Here is a 14,436-nt window from a genome sequence, read left to right on the forward strand (position 1 = left end):
TGGTAGTCAAAATGACTATTCATTTTATTGTCAATATGACAATATGAATTGTCAAAATGACAATGAGGTCGTCATGAGTTTTTCCGTAGACGTGCTGGCGGGTATCGCCATTGAATTACAAAGCGGTATTGGACATCAGGACCGTTTTCAACGCCTGATAACCACCTTGCGTCAGGTGCTGGAGTGCGACGCGTCGGCATTGCTGCGCTATGAGTCGCGACAGTTTATTCCGCTGGCGATCGATGGGCTGGCGCAGGACGTTCTCGGCAGGCGCTTTACCCTGGAAGGGCATCCTCGTCTGGAGGCGATTGCCCGCGCCGGGGACGTGGTTCGTTTCCCTGCCGACAGCGATTTGCCAGACCCTTACGATGGGCTGATTCCGGGCCAGGAGAGCCTGAAGGTACACGCCTGCATTGGCTTACCGCTGTTCGCCGGTCAAAATCTGATTGGCGCGTTAACGCTGGATGGCATGGAGCCCGATCAATTCGATGTTTTCAGCGATGAAGAACTTAGGCTGATTGCCGCGCTGGCGGCGGGCGCGCTGAGCAATGCGCTGCTGATTGAACAACTGGAAAGCCAGAATATGTTGCCGGGCCCGTCGACGGCCTTCGAGCAGGTGACTGAAACCCAAATGATTGGCCTGTCGCCCAATATGCTGCAGTTGAAAAAAGAGATTGAGATTGTGGCGGGATCCGATCTCAACGTACTGATTAGCGGCGAAACGGGGACCGGGAAGGAGCTGGTAGCTAAGGCTATCCATGAAGGTTCGCCGCGCGCGGTGAATCCGCTGGTGTATCTGAACTGCGCGGCGTTGCCGGAAACCGTAGCGGAAAGTGAGCTGTTTGGTCACGTAAAAGGCGCCTTTACCGGGGCTATCAGCAATCGTAGCGGTAAGTTTGAAATGGCTGACAATGGGACGCTGTTTCTCGATGAGATTGGCGAGCTCTCGCTGGCGTTACAGGCTAAGTTGCTACGTGTGTTGCAGTACGGCGATATTCAGCGTGTGGGTGACGATCGCAGCCTGCGCGTGGATGTTCGGGTGCTGGCGGCAACGAACCGTGATTTACGGGAAGAGGTGCTGGCCGGGAATTTCCGTGCGGATTTGTTCCACCGTCTGAGCGTCTTTCCTCTTTTCGTACCGCCCCTTCGTGAACGCGGCGAAGATGTGGTACTGCTGGCCGGTTATTTTTGCGAACAATGTCGGCTGCGGCTGGGACTTTCCCGCGTGGTGTTAAGTCCCGGCGCGCGTAGCCATCTGTTGAATTACGGCTGGCCCGGGAACGTGCGTGAGCTGGAGCATGCCATTCACCGGGCGGTTGTTCTGGCAAGGGCCACCAGGGCAGGGGATGAAGTGGTGCTTGAGGCGCAGCATTTTGCTCTGCAGGATGAAACCCCGGCTCCGCAGGCGGAGGTTGTTGCGGAGAGCCCGCTGCATCGCAACCTGCGTGAGGCAACGGAGTCATTCCAGCGGGAGATGATCCGCCGGGCGTTGGCGCAAAATAATCACAGTTGGGCGGCAAGTGCGCGGGCGCTGGAAACAGACGTCGCCAACCTGCACCGGCTGGCGAAACGTCTGGGGCTGAAGGATTAGATAATACCTGCCTGATAGAAATCCTGCAGGTTGATAGCACCGGTGAGTTTACCGTTTTCATCTACCACCGGTGCGGCAGTGATTTTGCGCTTCATCAGGATCTCTTTGGCGTCAATGGCGCGGCTCTGGGCCTGCAGCGTAATGCCATTATGGGTCATTGCTTCGCTAACCTGAGTGGTGAGCGCTCCGCCGCCAACCAGCCAGCGGCGCAGGTCGCCGTCGGTAAAGACGCCTTTCACCAGCGACTCGTCGTCGCAGACTGCCACCAGGCCAAGACCCGTACGGCTTAGTTCCAGCATCGCGTCCATGACGCTGGTGGTGAGCGTCACCTGCGGAATGGCATCGTCACGGCGCATCAGATGATGCACTTTATTTAACAGACGAGCGCCCAGCGCACCCGCCGGATGCGAGCGGGCAAAATCTTCTTCGTTAAAGCCGCGAGCCTGCATCACGGCGATTGCCAACGCGTCGCCCATCATCAGAGTGTTCACGGTGCTGGAAGTCGGTGCCAGGCGCATCGGACAGGCTTCGCGCTCAACGGAAATATCCAGCACGGCTTTGGCTGCCAGACCCAGCGGTGAGGTCGGTTTTCCGGTCATTGCCAGCAGAGCGACGGATTTGTCTTCCAGGCGCGGAATGATGAGATCCAGTTCTTTTGCGCCGCCGGAGTAGGAAATAAACAGCATGACATCACGGCTTTCAATCATCCCTAAGTCGCCGTGCAGCGCTTCAGCCGGATGCACAAAAAAAGCGGGCGTGCCGGTACTGGCGAGGGTCGCCGCTATTTTTTTGCCAATATGGCCTGATTTGCCAATCCCGGAGACAATCACTTTGCCTTCGCAGTGGATGATAGTATTGGCGGCGCGGACAAAATCATCGCCCAGTCGTTCAGGCAGTCGGCTGGCTTCCTGTAGCTCCAGCATTAGCGTCTGACGGCCCGCGTTCAGTAGTGCATCACTCATTGGTTTCTCCGGTTATGATCACTTCAATCCCTTTTGCTTCCAGCGCCTGACGAAACGCAGGGTCGATACCCGCATCGGTAATCAGCTTGTCGACGCTTTCCAGACTGCACACAACATTGGGGCTTTTACGCCCAAATTTTGACGAGTCAGCCATCAGAATCACTTCGCGAGCGGCATTGCACATCGCTTTACTGACGCTAAACACCTCATTAAAGGTGGTCACGCCGGCATTGAGGTCAATGCCGTCGGTGCCCATGAAGAGTTTATCAAAGCTGAACTGCTCAAAGGCGTTTTCTGCCAGCTGACCGTGAAATGACGCAGATTTTTTGCGAAAGGTCCCGCCGGGCATCAGGATAGTTTGCTCGTTGTCCAGCTCTGAAAGGGCGTTAACAATGTGCAGACTGTTGGTCATGACGGTGATGTTGCTAAAGCGGGTGAGCATCGGCACCATCTGCAATACGGTGCTGCCCGCATCCAGAATAATCGAGTCGCCATCGTGAATAAAACGGACGGCGGCTTCAGCAATCTGCTCTTTTTTATGCGTATTGATTAGCGTTTTGTGATCGATTGGCGGGTCGGATTCGTCTTTATTTAATACCACGCCGCCATAGGTACGAATGACGGTTCCGGCATTCTCCAGAATGACCAGGTCTTTGCGAATGGTCGTGCCGGTTGTGTCAAAGTAGTGGGCCAGTTCTTCAACCGAGCATTTTCCCTGCTTTTGCAGGTGCTCCAGTATGGCCGCCTGTCGCTGACGAGGTTTCATAGGCGTGATTACCCTGACTTATTAGGTTGCAAAATGATAATTTCGCAAGCTATTAGCATTCACAACGAAATTACCCATGTTTCAGTTTAAGCGCCAATGATAGTGCATTCTGCGCTAACGGATCATGGGGAAAGATCACATCAGGCTGTAAATCATCAAGATGTTTGCCCATTATCGTGGCAATTTTACCGGGCCTGGCAAATACAGTAAGACCTTTCATAAATAACGAATCGGTAACCCGCTGCTGCTCATCCAGCGCGATGGCGACCACCACGCGGGGTTTAAACCGTCCACCGGAACGACCTACGCCAACCCGACCCCGCTGGCAGAGTTGATCAAACGCCCGGTTAAAGCGGGATATTTGCCAGCCACCGAGCGCCAGTTGCAGGCACCAGGCGATAGCGGCGACGGTAATCAGTGCGGAAACCATAATGTGCTCCTTTGATTTTGCCGGATGGCGGCTGTGCCTTATCCGACCAGGTGTGTGTAGGCCCGGTAAGCGCAGCGCCACCGGGCAATCATGTTTCTTAGAACATCACCTGACCACCGGTCACGTTAATGGACTGACCGGTGCAGTAAGAGGCTTTCGGGCTGGCGTAAAACAGCAGCATGTTCAGCACGTCCTGATAATCGCAGCCGCGCTTAAGTGGAACCTTATCAATGTAGTACTGCTCGACTTCGTCTGGCTTAAGGCCAAGCTTGGTCGCATATTGCGGTAATAATGACTGAAACATCGGTGATTTCAGCAGATTGCCGAGCATCAGTGAATGCACGGTGATCCCGTACTCTGCCAGATCCAGCGCCAGCGACTGGGTTAAACCTACGCCGCCAAATTTTGCCGCGCTATAGCCTGAGTTGTGTTTACTGCCCACTTTCCCTGATTTGGAGTTGATCTGGATAATGCGTCCCTGGACGCCATCGCGGATCATCAGGCGTGAAAATTCACGTGCACAGAGGAAGTAGCCGACCAGATTCACCTGCAGCGAGCGGTCGAAATCCCCAAGCTGAAAGTCGCTGATAAACGCGGCTTTTGCGATACCCGCGCTGTAAACCAGCAGATCGACGTGGCCAAATATTTCATCCACTCCGCGCGACAGCGCCAGCACACTCTGTTCGCTGGTGGCATCAGCGCCAAAACCGTAGGCGGTGCCTTCGCCAAACTCGGCGTTAATTTCCTGCGCGACGTTGGCGGCTTTATCGCTTTGGATATCCACCACCGCGACGCGGTACCCTTCTGTCGCAAGCCCACGGCAAAGGAATGCCCCCAGGGTCTGGCCTCCACCAATGACAACGGCAACCTGATTCATCTTTATCTCCTTCAATCTTAAGCAATAAACTTCAAAATACAGCCCGGTGCGATACCGTCCGGTACGGGGCCCGCAACGTGTACGGTGCCGGGAAATTCCGCTTCACTCAGTCCGTCAAAACGCAGAGTGATATGCCCCAGTTCACGTAAGTTTTGTTCCGCCACGCTGCCAACGGCTGTGACCGGGTAGTGATGCTGGCCTAGCTCAAATTGGATCCCTGCCTGCAAAGAGCCGTTCAGCTCCCCATGGCAATGGATGAAGCAAAATTCTTCGATATCCGCAGGCGCGCCTTCACGAAAGGTAATTAGCATCTGGTCGCAGAGTGCATCCGGGGCGCTCTGGCCGATGCGGGTGATGGTGGTTTCATAAATCACGGTCATTTTTGAGTGCCTCTTATTGGTAAATAAAGCCGGAAACAAACCAGGCGATGAGAACGGTCGGTGCGCCTGTCAGAAAACGACTCACCAGTACGGATGGCACACCGACGCGGACCGTATCCTGGCGCGCTTCGGCTAGCGACAATCCGACTGGAATAAAGTCGCATGCCGCCTGGGCGTTAATGGCGAACAGGGCAGGTAGCGCCAGATGCGGAGGAATGTTCCCCAAACCAATCTGTACGCCGATCAGGACGCCGATAACCTGGGCGATGACCGCACCAGGGCCGAGGAAAGGGGACAACAGCGGGAAAGAGCAGATCAGCGCCAGGGTTACCAGCCCCAACGGATGGCTGGCCAGCGGTGCGAGTCCATGGGCAATCCAGTCCCCCAGACCAGACGCCATAATGATGCCGATCAGCGCCGAGACGAACGCCATAAACGGCAGAATGGTTTTCAGGACGGTATCGATAGTGTCTCGCCCGGCCTGAAACAGAACCGCAACGGCTGAACCCATTCCCATGCCGACTTTTGCCAACAGACCGTCGCTTTGTTCGGTAATTTTCTTGCTGGTGTCGTACTCGCGACCCATTGTGCTGTTTGCAGGCGTTGGCGCAGCGGATGCTTCACCGATAACGGTAATGTTTTCTTCTTTCACGCCAGAGACATAGATATCTTCGATAATATATTGGGCCAGCGGACCTGATTTACCCGTCGCGTGAATATTCACTGTTGGTATACGGCGTTTTGGATAGATCCCGCAGCGCAGCGTGCCGCCGCAGTCGATGATCGCCACGCCAATTTCGTTCTCTGGCGGCTCGCCTTCTTTGAAGCCATCAACGGCCTGCCAACCTGTCAGGCTGGCTATCCTGTCGACAATTGCGGGGCGAGTCCCGGCGGTGATATAGACAATTTTCTTGCCTGGCTCGGCATCCAGTTCAAGCGGGCCGCCCCAGCCGCCGGTGCCTTTTTCAATACGAATACGCGTCATGATGCTGCTCCCGCCAGATGTACTTTCTGCTCAAGTTGAATGCCCATTTTTTTCTCAAAGATGGTGGTGGTGAAATCGGTCACCCAGCCGCGGAAGAAGTTGGTCACCAGGCCGACCAGCAAATAGCTCACCGCCAGCGGGCCGAGCGGAAGACCCAGCGTGGTCAGTCCGCTGGCGATCCCCAGATAGACGAACAGCTCACCGGGGTTGATGTGGGGAAATAAGCCGTTCATTGAATGGCAACTGTAAGAGGCGGCTGCGTAGTAGCTGGGCTTGAACTTTTCCGGCATAAAGCGGCCCAGGCTCAGCGTCATAGGATTACAAAACACAAATGTGCCGATGCACGGCAGCAGTAGATAGCGGGACAGCGGGTTTCCGGCGCAGCGCTGGGCAAAACGTTCAATACGTTGCTGACCGATAAAGTTAATCAGCGCATTCATGATGACCAGCAGACTGATCAGCAGAGGCAGAATACCGGTCACCATGCCGGTAAACACCTCTCCGCCTTTCTGGAACAATCCGATAAACCACTCAGCACCGAGTGTGATGGTGTCGATCATTATTCTCTCCTGTAGGGGTTTTAGTTATCTTGCCAAACGGTAACTAATTTTAATCAGATCGAAAGATTTAAAAGTGTTATTTTGATCGCAAAATGAAAGATAAATATTTTAATTTGAAAGATTGTGCGTGAGAACGCGCAAATGTGCCGGTCAGGAGTGCAAGAGGGGGGAAATTCTGTGAAGGAGAGCGACTACTGCTTCCTTGTGTGGCGGAGGATGCTTTACCATACTTCTCCCAGGCTGAATTTGTTTAATGGATGTCTCATGTTCAAGCGTCGTTATGTAGCGTTACTTCCCCTTTTCGTATTGCTTGCTGCTTGTAGCAGCAAACCTAAACCTTCAGAGACTCAAACGACTACGGGTACGCCATCCGGCGGCTTCCTGCTTGAGCCACAGCACAATGTCATGCAAACGGGCGGCGATTTTGCCAATAATCCGAACGCGCAGCAGTTCATCGAGAAAATGGTGAATAAGCACGGCTTTGACCGCCAGCAGTTGCAGGAGATCCTGTCGCAGGCCAAGCGTCTGGACTCGGTATTGCGTTTGATGGACCGCCAGGCGCCGACGACTCAACCGCCAGCCGGACCTAACGGTGCATGGCTGCGGTATCGTAAACAGTTCATCACTCCGGATAACGTACAAAACGGTGTGGCTTTCTGGAACCAATATGAAGATGCGCTGAACCGTGCATGGCAGGTCTACGGCGTACCGCCGGAAATTATCGTTGGCATTATTGGCGTAGAGACTCGCTGGGGCCGCGTGATGGGTAAAACGCGGATTCTGGATGCGCTGGCGACGTTGTCGTTTAACTATCCTCGTCGTGCGGAATATTTTTCTGGTGAACTGGAAACCTTCCTGCTAATGGCGCGAGATGAAAGCGACGATCCGCTCGATTTGAAAGGTTCTTTCGCAGGGGCGATGGGCTACGGCCAATTTATGCCATCTTCCTATAAACAATATGCCGTTGATTTCAATGGCGATGGTCACATTAACCTGTGGGATCCGGTTGATGCTATCGGTAGCGTGGCGAACTATTTCAAAGGCCACGGTTGGGTGAAAGGCGATATGGTTGCGGTTCCGGCGAATGGCCAGGCGCCTGGGCTGGCGAACGGCTTTAAAACCCAGTACAGCATTTCTCAACTTGCCGCCGCGGGCCTGACGCCGCAGCAGTCATTGGGGAATCATCAGCAGGCCAGCCTGCTGCGACTGGATATCGGTACCGGTTATCAGTATTGGTATGGACTGCCGAACTTCTACACAATCACCCGCTATAACCACAGTACCCACTATGCCATGGCCGTGTGGCAATTGGGTCAGGCGGTCGCGCTGGCGCGCGTGCAGTAATCATTTGTTATCGGTCTACAGGGGCAATTCCTTGTAGACCGAATACGCTATCCTGGTGCGTTATTCGGTACTCTTTTGAATGCGGTTTATCTATTTTCTGAATGCCCCTCGTAAAATTGTCTCCTCATCCCCATCTTGGTTATGAAAGTGCTATCTTGTCCGGCATATTTTTTAACTGACAGAGGCTGAAATGACCGACAGTGAACTGATGCAGTTAAGCGAGCAGGTTGGCCTGGCGTTGAAAGCGCGCGGGGCAACCGTGACGACGGCGGAATCCTGCACCGGCGGCTGGGTAGCCAAAGCAATTACGGATATTGCCGGCAGCTCCGCCTGGTTTGAGCGCGGGTTTGTGACCTACAGCAATGAAGCCAAAGCGCAGATGATTGGCGTGCGCGAAGAGACGCTGGTCCAGCATGGGGCGGTGAGCGAACCTGTGGTGGTGGAGATGGCGATTGGCGCGCTAAAAGCGGCCCACGCGCATTTCGCTGTTTCGATTAGCGGTATTGCGGGGCCAGATGGCGGCAGTGAAGAAAAGCCCGTGGGGACGGTATGGTTCGCTTTTGCCAGCGCGAGCGGCGAGGGGATTACCCGCCGGGAATGCTTCAGCGGCGATCGCGATGCGGTACGTCGACAGGCGACCGCCTACGCGTTACAAACCCTGTGGCAACAATTTCTACAAAATACTTGATACTGTATGAGCATACAGTATAATTGCCCCAACAGAACATTATCTATCACGTTTCGCGGTTTAACCCGAAAGCGGCATGACAGGAGTAATTAATGGCTATCGACGAAAACAAACAGAAAGCGTTGGCGGCAGCGCTGGGTCAGATCGAAAAGCAATTCGGTAAAGGCTCCATCATGCGCCTGGGTGAAGACCGTTCCATGGATGTGGAAACCATCTCCACTGGTTCGCTTTCTCTGGATATCGCATTGGGCGCGGGCGGTTTGCCAATGGGCCGTATCGTTGAAATCTACGGGCCTGAATCTTCCGGTAAAACGACGCTGACCCTGCAGGTTATTGCTGCCGCACAGCGCGAAGGTAAAACCTGTGCGTTCATCGATGCGGAACACGCACTGGATCCCGTCTATGCGCGCAAGCTTGGCGTTGATATCGACAACCTGCTGTGCTCTCAGCCGGATACCGGTGAACAAGCGCTGGAAATCTGTGATGCGCTGGCGCGCTCCGGTGCGGTTGACGTTATCGTTGTCGACTCCGTTGCCGCATTGACGCCGAAGGCAGAAATCGAAGGCGAGATTGGTGACTCTCACATGGGCCTTGCGGCACGTATGATGAGCCAGGCCATGCGTAAGCTGGCCGGTAACCTGAAGCAGTCCAACACGCTACTGATTTTCATCAACCAGATCCGTATGAAGATTGGTGTTATGTTCGGTAACCCGGAAACCACCACCGGTGGTAACGCCCTGAAATTCTATGCTTCTGTTCGCCTGGATATCCGTCGTATTGGCGCGGTGAAAGAAGGCGACAACGTGGTTGGTAGCGAAACCCGTGTTAAGGTCGTGAAAAACAAAATTGCCGCGCCGTTCAAACAGGCTGAATTCCAGATTCTTTACGGTGAAGGTATCAACTTCTACGGCGAACTGGTCGATTTGGGCGTGAAAGAGAAGCTGATTGAAAAAGCCGGTGCATGGTACAGCTACAACGGTGAGAAAATTGGTCAGGGTAAAGCGAATGCCACTAACTGGCTGAAGGAAAACCCGGCAACTGCGAAGGAAATTGAGAAGAAAGTACGCGAGTTACTGCTCAATAACCCGGATTCAAAACCAGACTTCTCTGTTGATGACAGCGGTGAAGATGTAAAAGAAACGAACGAAGATTTCTGATAATCTGACGTTATCGCACATAGAAGGGCTGCATACCATGCAGCCCTTTTCCATTTCTGAAGGCTCACTATGACAGAAGCAACTTCCCGCCGCTCCGCTTATTCCCGACTTCTTGACCGCGCTGTACGTATACTGGCGATGCGCGATCACAGCGAGCAGGAACTGCGGCGTAAGCTGGCCGCTCCGGTGATGGGAAAAAATGGACCGGAAGACATTGATGCAACGCCGGAGGATTACGACAAGGTCATCGCCTGGTGTATTGAAAGTCGTTATCTGGATGATGACCGCTTTGTTCAGCAGTTTATCTCCAGCCGTAGCCGTAAAGGTTATGGACCCGCGCGTGTGCGTCAGGAATTAAACCAAAAAGGGATTTCGCGTGAAGCCGTTGAACGAGCCATGCGCGAGTGCGAAATTGACTGGGCAGCACTTGCGCGCGCGCAGGCCATTCGTAAATACGGAGAACCTTTACCTGTAGATTTTTCAGATAAGGTAAAGGTCCAGCGCTTTTTGCTCTACCGTGGCTATCTGATGGAAGATATTCAGGCAATATGGCGAAATTTTGACGATTGAGCGCATACGGGATTTTACTTCCCAGTAAAGAAAACTTATCTTATTCCCACTTTTCGATTGCCAGAGGCGCAGTTTACGTGCCGATGCTGGTAATGACATTTCGTTAGCTTGATTTCTTCAGGATAATTATGAGCAAGAGCACCGCTGAGATCCGTCAGGCGTTTCTCGATTTTTTCCATAGTAAAGGACATCAGGTAGTTGCCAGCAGCTCCCTGGTACCGAACAATGACCCTACTTTGTTGTTTACCAACGCCGGGATGAACCAGTTCAAGGATGTGTTCCTTGGCCTCGACAAGCGTAATTATTCCCGCGCAACCACCTCGCAGCGTTGCGTGCGTGCGGGCGGTAAGCACAACGACCTGGAAAACGTCGGTTACACTGCACGTCACCATACTTTCTTCGAAATGCTGGGCAACTTCAGCTTCGGCGATTATTTCAAACATGATGCTATTCAATACGCATGGGAACTGCTGACCGGTGAAAACTGGTTTGCCCTGCCAAAAGAGCGTCTGTGGGTCACCGTCTATGAAACTGACGATGAAGCCTATGAAATCTGGGAAAAAGAAGTCGGCATTCCGCGCGAACGTATCATCCGTATCGGTGATAACAAAGGCGCGGCTTATGCTTCCGACAACTTCTGGCAGATGGGTGATACCGGCCCTTGCGGTCCGTGCACCGAAATTTTCTACGACCACGGCGACCATATTTGGGGTGGCCCTCCGGGAAGCGCAGAAGAAGATGGCGATCGCTACATTGAGATCTGGAACATCGTCTTCATGCAGTTCAACCGTCAGGCTGACGGTACCATGGAACCGCTGCCGAAGCCGTCCGTGGATACCGGTATGGGCCTTGAGCGTATTGCGGCCGTGCTGCAACACGTTAATTCCAACTATGAAATCGACCTGTTCCGTTCACTGATTGAGTCCGTGGCGAAAGTCACCGGCGCGACCGATCTGAGTAACAAGTCGCTGCGCGTTATCGCTGACCATATCCGCTCCTGTGCATTCCTGATTGCCGATGGCGTTGTCCCGTCGAATGAAAACCGTGGTTATGTGCTGCGTCGTATCATTCGTCGCGCGGTACGTCATGGCAACATGCTGGGCGCGAAGGATACCTTCTTCTACAAGCTGGTTGGTCCGCTGGTGGACGTCATGGGCTCCGCAGGTGAAGAACTGAAGCGTCAGCAAGCTATGGTTGAGCAGGTTCTGAAAACCGAAGAAGAGCAGTTTGCGCGTACACTGGAGCGTGGTCTGGCGCTGCTGGATGAAGAACTGGCAAAACTGTCCGGCGATACACTGGATGGCGAAACCGCATTCCGTCTGTATGACACCTACGGTTTCCCGGTTGACCTGACGGCGGACGTTTGCCGCGAGCGCAACATTAAGGTTGACGAAGCGGGCTTTGAAGCCGCAATGGAAGAACAGCGCCGTCGCGCGCGTGAAGCCAGCGGCTTTGGCGCAGACTACAATGCGATGATTCGTGTTGATGGCGCCTCTGAATTTAAAGGCTACGAACATCTGGAACTGAACGGCAAAGTGACCGCGCTGTTTGTTGATGGTAAAGCGGTAGACGCAATTAACGCAGGTCAGGATGCAGTTGTCGTACTGGATCAGACTCCGTTCTATGCGGAATCTGGTGGTCAGGTTGGCGACAAGGGTGAACTGAAAGGCGCAGGCTTCGCGTTTGCCGTGAGCGACACGCAGAAATATGGCCAGGCCATTGGTCACATCGGTAAGCTGTCTGCGGGTTCTCTGAAAATTGGCGATGCAGTACAGGCTGATGTTGATGAAGCTCGTCGTGCGCGCATTCGCTTGAACCACTCCGCAACGCACCTGATGCACGCGGCGCTGCGCCAGGTACTGGGCACGCATGTGGCACAGAAAGGCTCATTGGTTAACGATAAAGTGCTGCGCTTCGACTTCTCTCATACTGAAGCTATGAAGCCTGCTGAAATCCGTGCCGTTGAAGATCTGGTTAATGCGCAAATTCGTCGCAATCTGCCGATTGAAACGAACATCATGGATCTCGAAGCGGCGAAAGCCAAAGGCGCAATGGCGCTGTTTGGCGAGAAATATGACGACCACGTGCGTGTTCTGAGCATGGGTGATTTCTCTACCGAACTGTGTGGTGGTACTCATGCCAGCCGTACGGGTGATATCGGTCTGTTCCGTATTGTGTCTGAGTCAGGCACTGCGGCGGGCGTTCGTCGTATCGAAGCTGTGACCGGTGAAGGCGCTATCCAAACCGTGCATGCTGAGAGCGATCGCTTAAGCGATATTGCGCAGTTGCTGAAAGGCGATAGCCAGAATATTGGTGACAAAGTTCGTTCCGTGCTGGAGCGTACGCGTCAACTCGAAAAAGAATTGCAGCAATTGAAGGAACAGGCTGCGGCGCAGGAGAGTGCAAATCTCTCCAGCAAAGCGGTTGATATCAATGGCGTGAAGCTGCTGGTCAGCGAACTCGCGGACGTTGAGCCGAAAATGTTGCGTACCATGGTTGATGATCTGAAAAATCAACTGGGGTCTACCGTTATCGTTCTGGCAACGGTAGTGGAAGGTAAGGTTTCTCTGATTGCGGGTGTGTCTAAGGACGTGACAGATCGCGTGAAAGCAGGGGAACTGGTTGGAATGGTCGCTCAGCAGGTAGGCGGTAAGGGTGGTGGTCGTCCGGACATGGCGCAAGCCGGTGGTACGGATGCTGCGGCTCTGCCAGCAGCGTTAGCCAGTGTGAAAGGCTGGGTCAGCGCAAAACTGTAATAATTATAAGCGTAAGTCGACGCTGCGGACTTCAATCCGCAGCGTTTGTATCAACGCTATCGACAACGATAAAGTCAGGTTGAAGTTGTGTATATCGGCTAAACTTAGGTTTAACAGAATGTGATGCCGTGACTGCTTACACTTAGGTGTTTGTCATCGCTTACTTTTTGGCGTTATATGATGGATAATGCCGGGATACAGAGAGACCCGACTCTTTTAATCTTTCAAGGAGCAAAGAATGCTGATTCTGACTCGTCGAGTTGGTGAGACCCTCATGATAGGCGATGAGGTCACCGTGACAGTTTTAGGGGTGAAGGGCAACCAGGTGCGCATTGGCGTAAACGCCCCGAAAGAAGTTTCTGTCCATCGTGAAGAGATCTACCAGCGTATCCAGGCTGAAAAATCCCAGCAGTCCAGTTACTAAGGTTTTCGCGTCTCACCTTTCTGGTGAGGCGCAACCTGATTGAATTATCCCTTTTCTTCTCTTTTCTTCTTCGTCTTCCTCATTTTTTCGATTCTCATCCGCGTATTGCCTTTCCCTGCGATTTTTCCGTTTGTTCATTGCCTCAGGAAATTGCCAATTTATCTGTTGATAAAACACTCTTTTTGCCGTTTTTGCAGACTAATTGCGCGTGAAATGTGCAAACGATAAAAGCGCTGGAAAAATTGTTTGACTTATAAGTCCCAGAAAGTAATATGTGCGCCACGCAGCGACGATGAGCAGAAACAAGTTCTTCGAAGCACTCGCAAGAGGCGTGTTGGTGAGGTGGCCGAGAGGCTGAAGGCGCTCCCCTGCTAAGGGAGTATGCGGTCAAAAGCTGCATCCGGGGTTCGAATCCCCGCCTCACCGCCATTTGCATCCGTAGCTCAGCTGGATAGAGTACTCGGCTACGAACCGAGCGGTCGGAGGTTCGAATCCTCCCGGATGCACCATCTTCTCTGCAATAGCGCATTAGCGTTGTTACAGAAAATCGATATCACTTTAGCAGCGATATCAAATCTGCAGTAAGTAAGTTTCCCTGATGCATCCGTAGCTCAGCTGGATAGAGTACTCGGCTACGAACCGAGCGGTCGGAGGTTCGAATCCTCCCGGATGCACCATCTTCTCCGAGATAACAGCAAAACTGTTGTTTCATGGTCTGCGAGATAATCGCGAGCACCAGGAAGGATAACGTTGCTTCAGCAACGGCCCACAGGGCGAGGCGCAGCCGAGTAATCCTCCCGGATGCACCATCTCTTACTTGATATCGCTCATTACGATATCAATATCGGCAGTAAAGCAAGTTTCCCGATGCATCCGTAGCTCAGCTGGATAGAGTACTCGGCTACGAACCGAGCGGTCGGAGGTTCGAATCCTCCCGGATGCACCA

14 protein-coding genes and 4 tRNA genes are annotated in these 14,436 nt (G+C 53.3%); 11 read left to right on the forward strand and 7 right to left on the reverse strand.

Annotated features, from left to right (window positions below; translation table 11 throughout):
• The first annotated feature begins 73 nt into the window (after positions 1-73).
• On the forward strand, positions 74-1,591 hold the full coding sequence (norR, locus tag OGV93_RS23185) for a nitric oxide reductase transcriptional regulator NorR (RefSeq protein ID WP_131379925.1): 1,518 nt from the start codon (positions 74-76) through the stop codon (positions 1,589-1,591).
• Here norR and gutQ read toward each other — a convergent pair.
• From gutQ to srlA, 7 genes are all read right to left on the reverse strand, one after another.
• Positions 1,588-2,553 (reverse strand): arabinose-5-phosphate isomerase GutQ, encoded by a 966-nt coding sequence (gene gutQ, locus OGV93_RS23190; RefSeq protein ID WP_016157311.1) that lies wholly within the window; start codon positions 2,551-2,553, stop codon positions 1,588-1,590. The two genes, norR and gutQ, sit on opposite strands and share 4 nt — an antisense overlap.
• Positions 2,546-3,319 carry a glucitol operon DNA-binding transcriptional repressor SrlR gene (gene srlR, locus OGV93_RS23195; protein WP_003037350.1) on the reverse strand — a complete coding sequence of 258 codons (774 nt, stop codon included), beginning with the start codon at positions 3,317-3,319 and terminating at the stop codon, positions 2,546-2,548. The genes gutQ and srlR overlap by 8 nt, the downstream gene beginning before the upstream one ends.
• Positions 3,320-3,389: 70 nt before the next feature.
• On the reverse strand, positions 3,390-3,749 hold the full coding sequence (gutM, locus tag OGV93_RS23200; protein WP_016154172.1) for a transcriptional regulator GutM: 360 nt from the start codon (positions 3,747-3,749) through the stop codon (positions 3,390-3,392).
• Positions 3,750-3,846: 97 nt separating this feature from the next.
• Positions 3,847-4,626 (reverse strand): sorbitol-6-phosphate dehydrogenase, encoded by a 780-nt coding sequence (gene srlD, locus OGV93_RS23205; protein ID WP_049040395.1) that lies wholly within the window; start codon positions 4,624-4,626, stop codon positions 3,847-3,849.
• A gap of 17 nt (positions 4,627-4,643) precedes the next feature.
• Entirely contained in the window at positions 4,644-5,006 is a 363-nt protein-coding gene (gene srlB / locus OGV93_RS23210) for a PTS glucitol/sorbitol transporter subunit IIA (protein WP_016157310.1), read from the reverse strand.
• Positions 5,007-5,019: 13 nt separating this feature from the next.
• Positions 5,020-5,991: a PTS glucitol/sorbitol transporter subunit IIB gene (gene srlE / locus OGV93_RS23215; RefSeq protein WP_053389535.1), complete on the reverse strand. Its 972-nt coding sequence runs from the start codon at positions 5,989-5,991 to the stop codon at positions 5,020-5,022.
• Positions 5,988-6,551, reverse strand: a complete 564-nt coding sequence (srlA, locus tag OGV93_RS23220; RefSeq protein ID WP_016154169.1) for a PTS glucitol/sorbitol transporter subunit IIC — start codon at positions 6,549-6,551, stop codon at positions 5,988-5,990. The genes srlE and srlA overlap by 4 nt, the downstream gene beginning before the upstream one ends.
• 264 nt (positions 6,552-6,815) lie before the next feature.
• Between srlA and mltB the strand changes: the two genes are divergently transcribed.
• The 10 genes from mltB (at position 6,816) to OGV93_RS23270 (ending at position 14,436) form a co-directional block, all read left to right on the forward strand.
• Positions 6,816-7,895 carry a lytic murein transglycosylase B gene (gene mltB, locus OGV93_RS23225; RefSeq protein ID WP_046274844.1) on the forward strand — a complete coding sequence of 360 codons (1,080 nt, stop codon included), beginning with the start codon at positions 6,816-6,818 and terminating at the stop codon, positions 7,893-7,895.
• A 190-nt stretch (positions 7,896-8,085) separates the two neighbouring features.
• Positions 8,086-8,583: a nicotinamide-nucleotide amidase gene (gene pncC, locus OGV93_RS23230; RefSeq protein ID WP_080859124.1), complete on the forward strand. Its 498-nt coding sequence runs from the start codon at positions 8,086-8,088 to the stop codon at positions 8,581-8,583.
• Between the two features lie 92 nt (positions 8,584-8,675).
• Entirely contained in the window at positions 8,676-9,740 is a 1,065-nt protein-coding gene (recA, locus tag OGV93_RS23235; protein ID WP_016154166.1) for a recombinase RecA, read from the forward strand.
• Between the two features lie 69 nt (positions 9,741-9,809).
• Positions 9,810-10,310: a recombination regulator RecX gene (gene recX, locus OGV93_RS23240; RefSeq protein WP_016154165.1), complete on the forward strand. Its 501-nt coding sequence runs from the start codon at positions 9,810-9,812 to the stop codon at positions 10,308-10,310.
• Positions 10,311-10,438: 128 nt separating this feature from the next.
• Complete coding sequence (alaS, locus tag OGV93_RS23245) at positions 10,439-13,066, forward strand: alanine--tRNA ligase (RefSeq protein WP_016157306.1); 2,628 nt, start codon at positions 10,439-10,441, stop codon at positions 13,064-13,066.
• A gap of 238 nt (positions 13,067-13,304) precedes the next feature.
• Positions 13,305-13,490 carry a carbon storage regulator CsrA gene (gene csrA / locus OGV93_RS23250; RefSeq protein ID WP_000906486.1) on the forward strand — a complete coding sequence of 62 codons (186 nt, stop codon included), beginning with the start codon at positions 13,305-13,307 and terminating at the stop codon, positions 13,488-13,490.
• 336 nt (positions 13,491-13,826) lie between these two features.
• Positions 13,827-13,919: transfer RNA gene (locus OGV93_RS23255), tRNA-Ser, on the forward strand.
• 3 nt (positions 13,920-13,922) lie between these two features.
• A tRNA-Arg gene (locus OGV93_RS23260) sits at positions 13,923-13,999 on the forward strand.
• A gap of 91 nt (positions 14,000-14,090) precedes the next feature.
• A tRNA-Arg gene (locus tag OGV93_RS23265) sits at positions 14,091-14,167 on the forward strand.
• Between the two features lie 192 nt (positions 14,168-14,359).
• Positions 14,360-14,436, forward strand: a tRNA-Arg gene (locus OGV93_RS23270).

Origin of the sequence: Citrobacter sp. Cb031, assembly GCF_030336725.1 — a bacterium.
Lineage (GTDB): Bacteria > Pseudomonadota > Gammaproteobacteria > Enterobacterales > Enterobacteriaceae > Citrobacter > Citrobacter braakii.

Coding starts and splice junctions, on each gene's coding strand:
- mltB (WP_046274844.1), top strand. CDS start 6,816: ATGTTCAAGCGTCGTTATGTAGCGTTACTTCCCCTTTTCGTATTGCTT.
- srlD (WP_049040395.1), bottom strand. CDS start 4,626: ATGAATCAGGTTGCCGTTGTCATTGGTGGAGGCCAGACCCTGGGGGCA.
- srlR (WP_003037350.1), bottom strand. CDS start 3,319: ATGAAACCTCGTCAGCGACAGGCGGCCATACTGGAGCACCTGCAAAAG.
- alaS (WP_016157306.1), top strand. CDS start 10,439: ATGAGCAAGAGCACCGCTGAGATCCGTCAGGCGTTTCTCGATTTTTTC.
- pncC (WP_080859124.1), top strand. CDS start 8,086: ATGACCGACAGTGAACTGATGCAGTTAAGCGAGCAGGTTGGCCTGGCG.
- norR (WP_131379925.1), top strand. CDS start 74: ATGAGTTTTTCCGTAGACGTGCTGGCGGGTATCGCCATTGAATTACAA.
- srlB (WP_016157310.1), bottom strand. CDS start 5,006: ATGACCGTGATTTATGAAACCACCATCACCCGCATCGGCCAGAGCGCC.
- recA (WP_016154166.1), top strand. CDS start 8,676: ATGGCTATCGACGAAAACAAACAGAAAGCGTTGGCGGCAGCGCTGGGT.
- recX (WP_016154165.1), top strand. CDS start 9,810: ATGACAGAAGCAACTTCCCGCCGCTCCGCTTATTCCCGACTTCTTGAC.
- gutM (WP_016154172.1), bottom strand. CDS start 3,749: ATGGTTTCCGCACTGATTACCGTCGCCGCTATCGCCTGGTGCCTGCAA.
- gutQ (WP_016157311.1), bottom strand. CDS start 2,553: ATGAGTGATGCACTACTGAACGCGGGCCGTCAGACGCTAATGCTGGAG.
- srlA (WP_016154169.1), bottom strand. CDS start 6,551: ATGATCGACACCATCACACTCGGTGCTGAGTGGTTTATCGGATTGTTC.
- csrA (WP_000906486.1), top strand. CDS start 13,305: ATGCTGATTCTGACTCGTCGAGTTGGTGAGACCCTCATGATAGGCGAT.
- srlE (WP_053389535.1), bottom strand. CDS start 5,991: ATGACGCGTATTCGTATTGAAAAAGGCACCGGCGGCTGGGGCGGCCCG.